The organism is Polynucleobacter sp. JS-JIR-5-A7, assembly GCF_018687935.1.
Classification (GTDB): Bacteria; Pseudomonadota; Gammaproteobacteria; order Burkholderiales; family Burkholderiaceae; genus Polynucleobacter.
Window position 1 is genome coordinate 371,921 of sequence record NZ_CP061308.1, and the last position, 12,773, is coordinate 384,693.

At 45.7% G+C, this 12,773-nt stretch carries 15 protein-coding genes; 7 read left to right on the forward strand and 8 right to left on the reverse strand.

All coding sequences use genetic code 11. The features are described from left to right. Nucleotides 1-2: 2 nt before the first annotated feature. Nucleotides 3-218: a hypothetical protein gene (locus AOC29_RS01985; RefSeq protein ID WP_215296389.1), complete on the reverse strand. Its 216-nt coding sequence runs from the start codon at nt 216-218 to the stop codon at nt 3-5. Between the two features lie 122 nt (nt 219-340). Here AOC29_RS01985 and AOC29_RS01990 point away from each other — a divergent pair, with 122 nt between their 5' ends. From AOC29_RS01990 to AOC29_RS02005, 4 genes are all read left to right on the forward strand, one after another. Then, nucleotides 341-838: a (2Fe-2S)-binding protein gene (locus AOC29_RS01990; protein WP_215296390.1), complete on the forward strand. Its 498-nt coding sequence runs from the start codon at nt 341-343 to the stop codon at nt 836-838. A gap of 10 nt (nt 839-848) precedes the next feature. Then, the gene (locus AOC29_RS01995; protein ID WP_215296391.1) at nt 849-3,056 is read left to right on the forward strand and encodes a xanthine dehydrogenase family protein molybdopterin-binding subunit; all 2,208 of its coding nucleotides are present in this window, start codon (nt 849-851) and stop codon (nt 3,054-3,056) included. 83 nt (nt 3,057-3,139) lie between these two features. Continuing rightward, complete coding sequence (locus AOC29_RS02000) at nt 3,140-3,736, forward strand: sulfite oxidase heme-binding subunit YedZ (protein ID WP_215296392.1); 597 nt, start codon at nt 3,140-3,142, stop codon at nt 3,734-3,736. A gap of 1 nt (nt 3,737) precedes the next feature. After that, nucleotides 3,738-4,061 (forward strand): hypothetical protein, encoded by a 324-nt coding sequence (locus AOC29_RS02005; protein ID WP_251370043.1) that lies wholly within the window; start codon nt 3,738-3,740, stop codon nt 4,059-4,061. A 17-nt stretch (nt 4,062-4,078) separates the two neighbouring features. Here AOC29_RS02005 and AOC29_RS02010 read toward each other — a convergent pair whose 3' ends face one another. After that, complete coding sequence (locus tag AOC29_RS02010) at nt 4,079-4,702, reverse strand: SOS response-associated peptidase (RefSeq protein ID WP_215296393.1); 624 nt, start codon at nt 4,700-4,702, stop codon at nt 4,079-4,081. Nucleotides 4,703-4,775: 73 nt separating this feature from the next. Here AOC29_RS02010 and AOC29_RS02015 point away from each other — a divergent pair, with 73 nt between their 5' ends. Next, entirely contained in the window at nt 4,776-5,615 is an 840-nt protein-coding gene (locus tag AOC29_RS02015; RefSeq protein ID WP_215296394.1) for a peptidylprolyl isomerase, read from the forward strand. A 54-nt stretch (nt 5,616-5,669) separates the two neighbouring features. Here the strand turns inward: AOC29_RS02015 and AOC29_RS02020 are convergent, their stop codons facing one another. Genes AOC29_RS02020 through fdxA form a run of 4 tightly spaced genes read right to left on the reverse strand, consistent with a single transcriptional unit; the run spans nt 5,670 to nt 8,402 of the window. Continuing rightward, nucleotides 5,670-6,158, reverse strand: a complete 489-nt coding sequence (locus AOC29_RS02020) for a dihydrofolate reductase (protein ID WP_215296395.1) — start codon at nt 6,156-6,158, stop codon at nt 5,670-5,672. A 14-nt stretch (nt 6,159-6,172) separates the two neighbouring features. After that, nucleotides 6,173-6,967, reverse strand: a complete 795-nt coding sequence (locus AOC29_RS02025; protein ID WP_215296396.1) for a thymidylate synthase — start codon at nt 6,965-6,967, stop codon at nt 6,173-6,175. Between the two features lie 44 nt (nt 6,968-7,011). Further along, entirely contained in the window at nt 7,012-8,055 is a 1,044-nt protein-coding gene (locus tag AOC29_RS02030) for an NAD(P)/FAD-dependent oxidoreductase (protein ID WP_251370044.1), read from the reverse strand. Nucleotides 8,056-8,078: 23 nt separating this feature from the next. Continuing rightward, nucleotides 8,079-8,402, reverse strand: a complete 324-nt coding sequence (fdxA, locus tag AOC29_RS02035; protein WP_215296397.1) for a ferredoxin FdxA — start codon at nt 8,400-8,402, stop codon at nt 8,079-8,081. Nucleotides 8,403-8,559: 157 nt separating this feature from the next. Here fdxA and AOC29_RS02040 point away from each other — a divergent pair, with 157 nt between their 5' ends. Together AOC29_RS02040 and AOC29_RS02045 are read left to right on the forward strand one after the other, a co-directional pair. After that, nucleotides 8,560-9,474, forward strand: a complete 915-nt coding sequence (locus AOC29_RS02040) for a 2-dehydropantoate 2-reductase (protein ID WP_215296398.1) — start codon at nt 8,560-8,562, stop codon at nt 9,472-9,474. Nucleotides 9,475-9,574: 100 nt separating this feature from the next. Continuing rightward, complete coding sequence (locus AOC29_RS02045; RefSeq protein WP_215296399.1) at nt 9,575-10,114, forward strand: hypothetical protein; 540 nt, start codon at nt 9,575-9,577, stop codon at nt 10,112-10,114. A gap of 67 nt (nt 10,115-10,181) precedes the next feature. On the opposite strand, the gene AOC29_RS02050 is transcribed toward AOC29_RS02045, so the two are convergent. Then, entirely contained in the window at nt 10,182-12,062 is a 1,881-nt protein-coding gene (locus AOC29_RS02050) for a TRAP transporter large permease subunit (protein WP_215296400.1), read from the reverse strand. Continuing rightward, nucleotides 12,055-12,723 carry a TRAP transporter small permease subunit gene (locus AOC29_RS02055; RefSeq protein ID WP_215296401.1) on the reverse strand — a complete coding sequence of 223 codons (669 nt, stop codon included), beginning with the start codon at nt 12,721-12,723 and terminating at the stop codon, nt 12,055-12,057. The genes AOC29_RS02050 and AOC29_RS02055 overlap by 8 nt, the downstream gene beginning before the upstream one ends. Between the last annotated feature and the right edge of the window lie 50 nt (nt 12,724-12,773).

Genomic DNA, 12,773 nt, shown 5'->3' on the forward strand with positions numbered 1-12,773 from the left:
AGTTAATGTTCTTCGCCTTCGTGATCTTCTTCATTTAGGCTCATCAAAATCGTCGCTAGTAAGCCGTAGACCACTTCGGTAGCAATCATGCCGTCTTCGTCTAACTCGTCAATTAAGTCATTGAGGCAATCTTCGGTTGGCTCATTGAGTAGGGTCATGGCACATTCGCACCCATAGTCAAAATCTTCGTCGTTTTGGGTTTGATTTTCGTTTGTCATAAATATCCTTAATTGATGGCTCAGAATAGCAAATTACCCCTGGCGGCGGGAGAAATTGATATGCGCCCACAAAAAACCAATAATGATTTATAGTCATTTGAAAATAATAAATAGGAGGCAATATGCAGCTCAATATTAATGGTCAGACACATAATATCGACGTAGAACCCAATATGCCCTTATTGTGGGCTATCCGCGAAGTGGTCGGATTGACAGGTACAAAGTACGGCTGCGGAGTGGCTCAATGCGGCGCCTGCACCGTCTACATGAATGGTGAGCCGGTGCGCTCATGCTCTGTTCCAGTATCTGTGGTTGGTGCCGCTAAGATCACCACGATCGAATCACTTTCTAAAGACAATAGTCATCCTGTGCAAAAAGCCTGGATCGCACTCGATGTTCCGCAATGTGGCTATTGCCAGTCTGGTCAGGTCATGGCAGCAGCAGCCTTATTAAAAAGAATTCCAAAGCCTACTGATGCCGATATTGATAATGCGATGTCGAATATTTGTCGTTGCGGCACCTATCAAAAAATTCGGGATGGCATTCATGTTGCCTCTGGTCAGAAAAAATTAGCGGAAGTATTGGCGCAATACCAAGCTTCTCCAGCGACTCGTGGTTAAGGGGAAGAAGATGACACTAGAAAATCATTCACGTCGCGACTTTATTATCAAAGGCACCCTAGTTGGTGGTGGCCTCATGTTGGGTGTAGGTGCTTTGCCAGAGTTTGCTTTTGCGCAAGCTGGTCAATATGACCCAAATACACCGACCAAGGCTGGTGAGGCTGAGGTCAATGCTTGGGTTAGCATCAAGCCCGATGACACGGTATACATCAGAATTGCGCGTTCAGAGATGGGCCAAGGTACCCGTACGGGCTTAGCGCAACTCGTTACAGAAGAGTTAGAGTGCAACTGGAAAAATGTTAAAACCCAATCTGCAACCCCTGGACAAAGCTTAGCTCGTAAGCGGGTATGGGGTGAGCATGGAACTGGTGGCAGCCGTGGTATTCGTATCTCTGAGGATTATGTGCGTCGTGGCGCAGCTGCTGCTCGCATCATGTTAGTTCAAGCCGCTGCAAACCAGTGGAATGTTCCAGTCAGTGAACTCAAGGTGGATAAGAGTGTAATTACCCATGTACCAACAGGTCGTAAAACTACCTATGGAAAAGTAGCGGAACTCGCATCTACCTTGACTCCGCCTGATCCAAAATCAATCACCTTAAGAGATCCTCGCAACTGGAAAGTGGCCGGTCAGCCTTATGCGCGTTTAGATACGGCAAACAAAGTGAACGGTACTAAAGTGTATGGCGCAGATTTACAGATGCCTGGGATGTTGAGTGCATCGGTGAAGTCGTGCCCAGTATTTGGTGGCAAGCTGGTGAGTTATGACGAATCAAAGATCAAAAATATGCGCGGCGTTAAAGGCGTAGTACAGATTAATGACAGCACACTCGCGGTAGTTGCAGATACTTGGTGGCGTGCCAATACTGCTTTAAATGCCTTGCCAATTATTTGGGATGAGGGTAAGAGCGCTAATGTTTCTCAGAGTGATATTAATAAAATGCTCCGCGCTGGCTTGGATGAGCAGGGGGACTTCTGGCAACGCAAGGTAGGTGATGCGCCTGAGGTAATCAATAGTTCTGCCAAAAAAGTAGAAGCCATTTATTTCACGCCCTTTCAAGCTCACGTGACTATGGAGCCGATGAATGCGACTGTCAAAATTAGTGGCGATCGTGCTGAGGCTTGGGTACCCACCCAAAATGGTGAGGGATCTTTAGCGGCATTATCAGAGGCAACGGGAATACCGCTGGCTAATTGTGAAATATATAAATTGGATTCTGGTTGTGGCCTAGGTCGTCGTGGTTCCACACAAGACTTCACCACTTTTGCTGCCAAGGTCGCGATGAAATATTCCGGCGTGCCGGTGAAAGTTCTCTGGAGCCGCGAAGAAGATATGACGCATGACTTCTACCATCCTATTGCGATGGCAAAAATGACTGCAGGTATCGATGCTGGTGGCAATGTCACTGGTATGCATATCAAAGTCGCAGGCCAATCGATTAATGCCACGCTTGCACCTCAGAATATTAAAAATGGCAAGGATGAGCGCCAACTTCAAGGCCTTTATGAGAATGGCCCTGATGCGCAGCTAGGTTATACATTCCCAACCTTGTTGACTGAATATGTCATGAAGAATACGCATGTGCCCGTGGGCCCATGGCGTGGTGTGAATACCAATCAGAACGGTATTTTCATGGAATGCTTTATGGATGAGTGCGCCAAAGCAGCCGGCAAGGATCCTGTCAAATTTAGGCAGGCTCTGATGCAAAGTCATCCGAAACATTTAGGCGTACTCAATGCGGCGGCCCAAAAAGCAAATTGGGATAAGCCACTGCCAGCAGGAACTTTCCGGGGAGTAGCACAGTTCATGGGATATGCCAGTTACTCGGCTTGCGTTGCTGAGGTCTCAGTCGATGGCAATATGGTGCACGTTAAGCGCCTGGTGTTTGCTTTGAACTCTGGTCATGTGGTGAATCCCTATTTAACGCGTGAGCAAATTGAAGGTTCTGTGGCTATGGCTTTGGGTGCCATCTTTAATCCAGAGATCTCGGTTGAAAATGGACGCATCAAGCAACAGAATTTAGATTCTTACCCAATGCTCAAACTAGCCTCTACACCTCGAATTGAAACGGTTCTTGTGCCAACTTATGATTTCTGGGGTGGAGTAGGTGAGCCAACGATTTGTGTGGTTGGGCCAGCAGTTGCTAATGCCGTCTCTGCAGCCATTGGAAGACCAGTTCGCAACTTCCCGCTTTACAAAGAAGGATTGAGCTTGGCATAGATTCATTTGTTTTATTCGGTTCAAGCTAAGCAAAAATAGCGACCCCATCAGAGAATATTGATGGGGTCGTTTAACATCTACTCATGAGGTATCTCAAAAGCATCTTGTTTCTGATCTCCCTTATCCCCTTGGGGCGTTTGGTATGGCTGGGATATATGGATGACTTAGGCGCTAATCCCATCGAGTTTATGACGCGCTCTACTGGAACTTGGGCTTTAATATTTTTATGTATCACCCTCGCAATGACACCCTTACGTGTCTTGACAGGATCTAGTCTGGGAATCAAATATCGTCGTATGTTTGGGTTGTTCTGTTTTTTCTATGCCTGCGTTCATTTCGCCATTTGGTTTTTCTTGGATCAGAGTCTCGATGTTCAGGCGATGATCCATGATGTTCTCAAAAGACCATTTATCACCATGGGATTTTTGAGTTTCGTTTTATTAATACCTTTGGCCATCACATCAAACCACTGGGCAGTCCGCCAGTTGGGACGTCGTTGGAGCTTATTACATCGATTAATCTATGTCATTGCTTGTACGGTGATTGCTCACTACTGGTGGCATAAGGCTGGTAAAAATGACTTGCAGACTGTATCGATTTATGCCGGAGTAATACTGTTACTGCTATCGATTAGACTTCCCGTGGTGCGAGACAGAATTACCTTATTGGTCGGGAAGTAGGATGAATACTATTCGTATTCAGTTAGCAGTATGCCTACTGTTATTGGGATGTTCAGCCAGCGCGCAAACCCCTTCAAACCAAGGAATGCAGACCTTTTCTCCCTATACCCCTGAACAGTTAAAAGCTTTTAATGAGCAAAAAATTTCTCCAGCAGAAGGGCCTTTTGGGCCGGTTGGATCAAATCAACAGCAAATGAATTTGCAGCAACCACCACAGTTAAATTCCAAGTTTTTCAATGCCCCTGTTGGCGAACAAGAGGCTGAAGCTTTGGAAACAGGGTCAGCAGCACCCTACCAGCCCATGACCCCGGCGATTTCTTTTTAGTGCTTTTGGATTTGAAATCAATCAGAGAAAATTAATTCGGGGATTGCATCAAGACTGAGGAGTGATTTTGCTGTATCAGGGGTAGCGTTAAGCCAATCATTAAATAGTTCAGGTCGCAATGGGACGACTGTGCGCTTTTCATCTTCAGGATGATGGCATCGATTCATTAATGGATGATGATTTGCATTGATCGTCAGCATTGAGAATGACACAATCAGTTCGCCAGTTTCTGGTTCAGTCCAGGTATCCCAAATAGAGGCAATTGCCATGGGCTCACGATTAGCCTGTTGAATTTTGGTGCGCACTGCCCTGCCAGATTCATAGCAGGGTTCATAAAAAGCATCTGCCAGAGCGAGTGCGAAGTGCCGCTGAGACCATGCCTGTTTATATGAGGGTTTTTGGCTGACAGTTTCAGATCTGGCGTTATAGGTTTTCCTGCCAAAGTCTTCATCTTTTGCCCAAGACGGTATCAAGCCAAAACGCGCAGGACCAATGGCTGTGCGTTGGGTATTATGACTTTTTAGAATGATTGTTCCAGGATAGGTTGGAAACACATCATGCGTGCTGGATGTTGGTAGATCGAGATCAAAGTGGGCTTTGACCCAATCGATATTGACGGTGGTGAGGTATTGAACGCACATCAGTTTATTTTACTGTTGAGGCTGCTGTTACTATTAGGGCTACTTTTAAGAAAGCCTAGAAAGATCAAACCTGATGAAACCATTTATGTCTCCATTAAAACCAAGGACAGTACACCTCATTTTTGCCGGCCTTTTGAGTTTTGCATTGTGTAGTGCTGCGTATGCACAGCAAAGCGGTTTACCTATTAATGCCGCAGCCTCGGTGAATGGCGCCATCATTACAAACGATATGGTTGAGCAAGGTATCAAAGTTGCAATCTCACAAGGTCAAAAGGATTCTCCAGAGCTCCGTAAAATGGTGATAGAGAAGTTCATCGAGGTATTGTTGTTATCACAGCAAGCTGAAAAAGATGGTTTGGCCAATTCTGAAAAAGCCAATGCTCAGCTGACGATGATTCGCCAAAATTATTTGGCAGACCTAGAGCTGTCTACTTTCATGGCGCAAAATCCGATTTCCGATGCCGATATTCAGGCAGAGTACAACAAGCAGGTAGCATCCCTTGGCCCTCAAGGCATGATCATAGAATACAAGATTAGTGATATTGCGCTAGCCACAGAGGCAGATGCTCAGGCTGCTTTAAATCGCATTAAGAAGGGCGAAGCCTTTGATAAGGTGGCTAAAAGCGTTTCATTGGCGCCGAATAAAGCGCAAGGCGGTGCTGCAGGTTGGGTTCAACCTGGCCAAGTACCACCGCAAATATCTGCTGTATTAGTCAATCTTGGAAAAGGGCAAACATCTGCTCCGATTCAATTGCAACAGGGCTGGTATTTAGTAAAGCTGGAAGATAAAAAGTCCAGTAAGCCACCTACTTTTGAGCAGGCCAAACCAGCGATTCGTGCTGGCCTAGCGCAGAGAAAGCAATTTGAATTTGTTTCTGGGATTGCAAAGAATTCAAAAATCGTTGTTCAGTAATAGCGATGTATTGAATTTGATGCTCAGAATAAAAAGGACTCCTCGGAGTCCTTTTTATTTGCGCTCAAGCGTCACAAAATTAAAATGAATATTGTTTTCTGAGCCTGGGGTGCGTTCCACTTCTTTCCAGGCGGATTCGTTAGGGATTTCAAAGAAAGTGTCGCCACCTTGAACATCCATCTCAATCTCGGTAATGTATAAGCGATCTGCTTTATCAAAGGCTTGCGTAAATAATTGTTCGCCACCAATTACAAATACTCTTGGGGCTTCATTTAATTGATTGAGGGCCGCATCTAGAGAGCTAGCAAGTTCTCCACCAGCGGCCTCATAGTTGGCATTACGGCTGACAACGATATTCCGTCGGCCTGGCAGTGGGCGACCAATCGATTCCCAAGTCTTGCGACCCATAATGACCGGGTAGCCCATAGTGACGCGCTTAAAGAATTGCAAGTCTGCCGAAATTTTCCAGGGCATTTGATTGTCGCGACCGATCACGTGGTTTCGTGAGCGCGCAACAATCATCGAGATAGCAGGTTGTGTCATGTCTGAGGGATTTCTTAAACAGCTACTGGAGCTTTGATATGGGGATGCGATTCGTAACCAACAATTTCAAAATCTTCGAATTCATAATCAAAGATCGAAGCAGGTTTACGCAAGATATTGAGCTTTGGCAGAGGGAAGAAATCTCGAGAGAGCTGAAGATCTACTTGTTCTAGGTGATTGCTATACAAGTGGCAATCACCACCTGTCCAAATAAAGTCACCTACTTCTAAGTTACATTGTTGGGCCATCATGTGGGTCAACAAAGCATAGCTAGCGATATTAAAGGGCACACCGAGGAAGATATCAGCGCTGCGTTGGTAGAGTTGGCAAGATAATTTGCCATCAGCCACATAGAACTGAAAGAAGGCGTGGCATGGCGCTAAAGCCATCCTTGGAATATCCGCTACGTTCCATGCTGAAACAATGATGCGACGGGAGTCTGGATTCTTTTTAATCGTCTCAAGGACTTCAGTGATTTGATCAATGTGCTGACCATTTGGTGCGGGCCATGACCGCCATTGATAGCCATAAATCGGACCTAGATCACCATCAGGTGCAGCCCATTCATTCCAGATAGAGACGCCACGTTCTTTAAGCCAATTGTTGTCAGTGCTACCTTTGAGAAACCACAGCAACTCGTAAATGATGGATTTGAGGTGGAGCTTCTTGGTGGTAACCATGGGGAAGCCTTCAGCTAGATTAAAGCGCATCTGGTGCCCAAAAACTGAGATCGTGCCAGTACCCGTTCTATCTGACTTATTGACGCCCTTGGAAAGGACTTCTTTCATGAGATCGTGATATTGGCGCATAAAAATTGGCTAAAAGGGGTTTAGTAAATAAATGAAAGGATAGCTTACTCGAATGTGGGCGACTTCACCCCAAGTGCCTTATGGAGCTTAGGGGAGGTGGTGGTGTACTGCAACTGGATTTGTTTTTCAGGGTTCAGGTATGCGGCTGCCGCAAAAGCAGCTAAGGCCGCCTCATGAAAGCCTGACAAAATGAGTTTCTTTTTCCCGGGGTAAACATTGATGTCACCGACTGCATAAATTCCTGGAATACTGGCCTGAAACTTTTCAGTATCGACAGTAATTTGCTTGCGATCAATATCAAGACCCCACTCTGCAATGGGGCCTAATTTGGGAGAGAGGCCAAAGAAGATCAAGAGATCATCCAAAGGAAGCAATGTGGTATTGCTATCAATGTCGGTGATCGCAATATCAGTTAATTGACCCTCTTTAGTCTCGTATCCAGTAATTTGACCAATGAGTAATTGCATTTTTCCAGCGGCACACAGTGCGCGCATTTTGGCAATAGATTGTGGAGCCGCTTTAAAGTCATCGCGACGATGAATCAAGGTGACGCTCGCTGCTTTGTCTGCAAAGTACAAGACCCAATCGAGTGCGGAATCTCCACCGCCGCAAATAACAATACGCTTGCCGATAAATCGTTCTGGATCTTTGATGTGATAGAAAACTTGCTTACCCACTAAACTATCAATGCCCTCTAGGTTGAGTAGTCTGGGTTGAAAGGCACCAACACCGGCAGCAATAAAGACGGTCTTAGCCAGGAAGTAGTGATTCTGTGATGTGCCAATCAAAAAACGGCCATCGGCTTGTTTCTCGAGTTGAGTGACTTCTTGCCCTAAATGAAACTGTGGACTAAAAGGTTCAATTTGTTTGAGAAGGTTATGCGTGAGTTCACGCCCAGTACACACCGGTATCGCAGGAATATCGTAAATGGGTTTATCAGGATAGAGCTCTATACATTGACCACCAGCTTCTGGTAGTGAGTCAATGACGTGGGTTTTGATATCGAGCAGTCCAAGTTCAAAGACTTGGAAGAGGCCCACAGGACCGGCGCCAATGATGACTGCGTCAGCTTCTGTGGGTGAGTACAAATCAATGCTCGTGTAGTTGTGGATTACTTTGCTAACTGATCGAGTTTGTTTTTGACATCTTTCCACTCATCAGCGTCTGGAAGGGCGGACTTTGATTTAGTGATGGATGTCCATGATGAAGAAAGCTCAGCATTAAGTTTGATGAAGTCTTGTTGATCTCCAGGGACGTCGTCTTCCGCATAAATCGCATTGACAGGGCACTCAGGAACGCACACTGCGCAATCAATGCACTCGTCTGGATCAATGACTAAGAAGTTGGGGCCTTCGCGAAAGCAGTCAACTGGACAAACATCGACGCAGTCGGTGTATTTGCAACGGATGCAGGATTCGGTAACAACGTATGTCATAGCGTTTAATCTAAAGAGCCCAAATTAAGAATTGGGAAATTATAAAAGGTCAATTTTAGCCGAAATGAGCCATTTTTAGCGCTTATGACCCTTTTGGTGGCTTTGCAAAATGAGGACTATCCTAGGGGCTGAAAATTGAGTAAAAAGAGCATCTATTATGAAAATACTGATTGTTGGGGCAGGTGGAATCGGGGGGTTTTTTGGGGCCAAATTGCAGCAGTCAGGCGCAGATATCACTTATTTATTACGTGAGCAGCGCCAGCAGCTGATTCAAGCCCAGGGATTGACTATCGAGACTCCGAAGGGCAGCTTTATGGTCCACCCTAAAACGGTCTTAGCCGCCCAGTTGGAGCCTATTTACGACCTCATCATTTTGGCCTGCAAAGCCTTTGATTTGGATGATTCGTTAAAGTCGATTGCCAAAGCAAGCTCTCAAGGAGTGATCCTACCTTTTTTAAACGGGTTCACGCACCTCGAGGTTTTGGACCGTCAGTTCGGCAAAGAGCGAGTGATGGGTGGGGTAGCCCATATCGCTGCAACCATTTCTGAATCGGGCTCAGTAAAACAGCTAACCGAATTGGGTTCATTCACAATAGGCCCCAGAACACCACAACAAGTCGCACTGAGTCAGGAACTCTTTTCGCTGTGCAAAAAAACCGATTTCGATGCTTTCTATCATGAGAATATTGAGCAAACTTTGTGGGATAAATGGGTGTTCTTGGCAACCTTAGCAGGCGTGACAACCATCTGTCGCGGCTCTATTGGCGAGATTACCGCAACCCCTTATGGCAAAGATCTCAGCAAGCGAATGTTCGCAGAATGCTGTGCTATTGCTAGTAGTGAAGGTCATCCCATTGCCGAGAAGACTCAATTGAGCTCTCAAGAAATTCTGACAAAAGAAGGCTCACCTTTTACAGCCTCAATGCTGAGAGACTTGCTGGCAAGCAAGAAAAATGAACATCAACATATCTTGGGCGATTTGATTGGTTTTGCTAATCAGGGATCTATAGACTGCCCGCTATTAAAAATTGCCTTTACCCATATGGCGGTCGAGAGTAAGAGTGAAGTCTAAGCAAGGGCTTTCCCTAGGGCTTTGGTTTTCAGAAGATAAACCTCAATTGATTACACTTTAGGCATTCACACGAATAAACCCTGTCAAGAAAGAATGGACTATGGAAGAGTATCGGCTACAGATCGATAAAACAGCAAAACCGTTATTGATTATCGATTACACCTTTGGGAGTGATCGCAGTTTGGAGTTAATGAAATCTACCAACTTACCAACTGCTCTGCAAAATGCTAAGGTAAAAACGGAGTTTGATTTAGCGCATGCCTGGAGCGACTTTGCCCGTAAGTATTTACAGAAAACAAAAGAGATTGCGGCAACCCCTATTTGCTGGCAAGGTCATTACGATCAGTTGGGTCGAGTGATGCTTGAAATGATGCGCTTAAGCAGAGATAAGCAAGAGATGGACGATAAAGAGGGTGTTTACGAAATGATCCCCAATCTTGAAGAGATTCCCTTTGTCAGTAAACCCTCTCGTCTTGAGGACAAGATGTTTTGCCGTATTTGGCTTTCCTTAATTCGCCATCCAGCCTTTATTGAGATGGAGTTAGATGAGGATGAGCTGGCAGCATTCAATTACTGGCAAGGTTTATTTACGCTGGCTTTGGGTAAGACGAATAGTGAGCTGCTAAAACAGGCTGCTTAATTCATTACAGTGGAAATAAAAAAGCGCTCCCAAGGGAGCGCTTTTCTTTTACTGAAACTACCTAACATCAACCTCCGTAGAGGAACTTCGGTAGCCACAATGTCATACCTGGCCAGATGTACATGAAGACCATACAGGCAATCACAATGAACATGTAAGGCATCATGCCTGCAAAAATCTGATTGAGTGTGACGCCTGGCGGCGATACCCCCTTGAGATAGAAGGCAGACATCGCAACCGGTGGTGACAAGAATGCTGCTTGCAAGTTCACAAATACCAAGGTTCCCCACAAGAGCGGATCGATGTTGAAGTGAGCTAACAAAGGCAAGAAGATCGGCACGAAAATAACAATAATTTCAGTCCACTCTAAAGGCCATCCTAGGAAGAAGATGATCGCTTGAGAGAGCAGCATGAACTGAATAGGTGTCAGATCTAACATGAGCACCCATTTTTCAATGATCGATTGACCGCCCAAAATCGTAAACACAGCCGAGAAGAGTGCTGAACCTACGAACAACCAGCACACCATCGATGTTGTTTTAGCTGTCAAGAAAACGGCTTGCTTAGTGCGCTCAAAGTCTAGGGTGCCCGCTTGTAGTGCCAGAATGAAAGCACCCAATGCGCCCACTGCAGCAGACTCAGTTGCGGTAGTAATGCCGAGCAGGATGACGGCCAAGACTAAGAGAGTCAGCACGCCTAGAGGCATGACAGACTCAATCAATAGTTTGAGGATTTCAAACTGCTCTTCATCTAACTTAATGTAGTAGTAAATGAGTAGCAAGCCGAAGAGGATGCAGGTCAAGCCAAAATACAGCTCGAAGTTTTCTGGTGGTCCAGTATCAGCTTCTGCCACGGCGCCAGCTTCAATAGGATCATCTCCAGAGGCAGCATCGAGAGCAACCAAAGGTGCATCTTCTTCAACCTCTTTGGATTTACTGTTGTTATTGGAGGTGGCATCAATGGCTACTAGAGTCTCTTCAACCGGCTCTGCAGCGCTTGTAGAGGCTTTGGCGACTTGAGTTGCTACTGGCACGTTCAAGGCATCTTTTGCAGATTGCTGATGAATCATGACGTACCACCACACTCCCCACATAGTCACTGCAACCAAGATTAATGGAGTTAATGCAGCCAATACATTTTTGAATATTTTGCCAAAAGACAACTTTGCGTCAACCGGCGCATTCAATAGTTTTGCTGGCGAGAACAAAGCTTTAAATGTGGCAAGCAGCATATTGCTTGCATAGTTCTCACGCAGGAAACGAATCGTCGGTGGAATTGGAACGATGAGTTGCTCTGGGGGTAGCTTCGGTGCGACTTTGGGGTTAATTAAAGCCCAACCAATGATGTACACCAAATATAAGAATGCCAGGAAGAAGCCTGGCACCATCGCCGCAGCATAGAGCTTAACGACAGATTGGCCTGCAACAGCCGCATACACAATGATCATTACTGAAGGCGGGATCAAAATACCTAGGGTGCCTCCTGCAGTAATAACGCCAGCAGCAAGCCGCGTATCGTAGCCTGCATTGAGCATAGGCTTCATGGCAATCACACCCATGAGAACAACTACGGCGCCAACGAGACCGCTTGCGATACCCCAGAAAGTACAAACAATCAGAGTAGCTACAGCCAATGAGGCTGGCACACGACGAAATGCGAGCTGAATACTGTAGAACATCTTATCTACCAGCGCCCCTCGTTCCATCACATAGCCCATTAATACAAAGAGCGGAATGGATAGCAGGACATCATTCGTCATACCCCCAAAAGTTCTTTGCACCATGAGAGTAAACACTTTGTTTGCAGCCCAGCTTTGTGAGGGATCATAAAACGCTGCAAAACCAAACATCATGCCTAAGCCCATCAGGGTAAAGGCGGTTGGGAAGCCCAGCATGATTACAACAATAATCAAGCCGAGCATGGCTAAGCCAAGAATTGGATCACTCATGATTTATCTCTTTAGTTTGACCAATGCGATGGTGTGCTGCTTCATCGATATTTTTGGCATTTTTGATTGCGAGTTGACGGGCTTCTTCATCAACGTGAGTGGAAGAAGCTAACTGCTGTTCAATCACATCGATTTCTTCTGCATCTTTTAAGCGGGCTGGCCATTCGCCTGTCTTGAGGCAAAGAATGCAACGCATAATTTCAACCACACCTTGCAAGAGCACAAATGCGCCTGCAATCGGAATGATGGTTTTAAATGGATAGAGGGGCGGACCATTAGCAATTTGAGTCGTGTGTTCGCCGATGCGCCAAGATTCTGCTGCATAGGTGTAGCCTGCATAAACCAAAGCGGCAATACCAGGCAGGAAAAAAGTAATGTACAAAATTAAATCTAGAGTTGCTTGTGTGCGGGGTTTCATGGAGCCATAAAGGAAGTCGCCACGAACGTGTCCGTTTTGTGCCAAGGTATAGGCGCCACACAGCATAAACAGAGTGCCGTATGCCATGACAGATAGCTCACCAATCCATGCCGATGGGGAATTAAATGCATAGCGCCGAACAACGTCTGTAAAGACCATCAGCATCAGTAGAACCACAAGCCAAGCAGCAGCTTTGCCTACAAAAGTGCTGATTTCATCTACTCTTAGCATGAATTTATCCATGAAATACTCTCCTAAAACAACTATTTATTTCTCTGGGGAAATATAAAAAA

Bases quoted from the DNA above. Each gene is read 5' to 3' on its own strand.
- AOC29_RS02020 (WP_215296395.1), bottom strand. From the start codon at position 6,158: ATGACACAACCTGCTATCTCGATGATTGTTGCGCGCTCACGAAACCAC.
- fdxA (WP_215296397.1), bottom strand. From the start codon at position 8,402: ATGACATACGTTGTTACCGAATCCTGCATCCGTTGCAAATACACCGAC.
- AOC29_RS01995 (WP_215296391.1), top strand. From the start codon at position 849: ATGACACTAGAAAATCATTCACGTCGCGACTTTATTATCAAAGGCACC.
- AOC29_RS02010 (WP_215296393.1), bottom strand. From the start codon at position 4,702: ATGTGCGTTCAATACCTCACCACCGTCAATATCGATTGGGTCAAAGCC.
- AOC29_RS02015 (WP_215296394.1), top strand. From the start codon at position 4,776: ATGAAACCATTTATGTCTCCATTAAAACCAAGGACAGTACACCTCATT.
- AOC29_RS02040 (WP_215296398.1), top strand. From the start codon at position 8,560: ATGAAAATACTGATTGTTGGGGCAGGTGGAATCGGGGGGTTTTTTGGG.
- AOC29_RS02005 (WP_251370043.1), top strand. From the start codon at position 3,738: ATGAATACTATTCGTATTCAGTTAGCAGTATGCCTACTGTTATTGGGA.
- AOC29_RS01990 (WP_215296390.1), top strand. From the start codon at position 341: ATGCAGCTCAATATTAATGGTCAGACACATAATATCGACGTAGAACCC.
- AOC29_RS02055 (WP_215296401.1), bottom strand. From the start codon at position 12,723: ATGGATAAATTCATGCTAAGAGTAGATGAAATCAGCACTTTTGTAGGC.
- AOC29_RS02050 (WP_215296400.1), bottom strand. From the start codon at position 12,062: ATGAGTGATCCAATTCTTGGCTTAGCCATGCTCGGCTTGATTATTGTT.
- AOC29_RS01985 (WP_215296389.1), bottom strand. From the start codon at position 218: ATGACAAACGAAAATCAAACCCAAAACGACGAAGATTTTGACTATGGG.
- AOC29_RS02025 (WP_215296396.1), bottom strand. From the start codon at position 6,967: ATGCGCCAATATCACGATCTCATGAAAGAAGTCCTTTCCAAGGGCGTC.
- AOC29_RS02045 (WP_215296399.1), top strand. From the start codon at position 9,575: ATGGAAGAGTATCGGCTACAGATCGATAAAACAGCAAAACCGTTATTG.
- AOC29_RS02000 (WP_215296392.1), top strand. From the start codon at position 3,140: ATGAGGTATCTCAAAAGCATCTTGTTTCTGATCTCCCTTATCCCCTTG.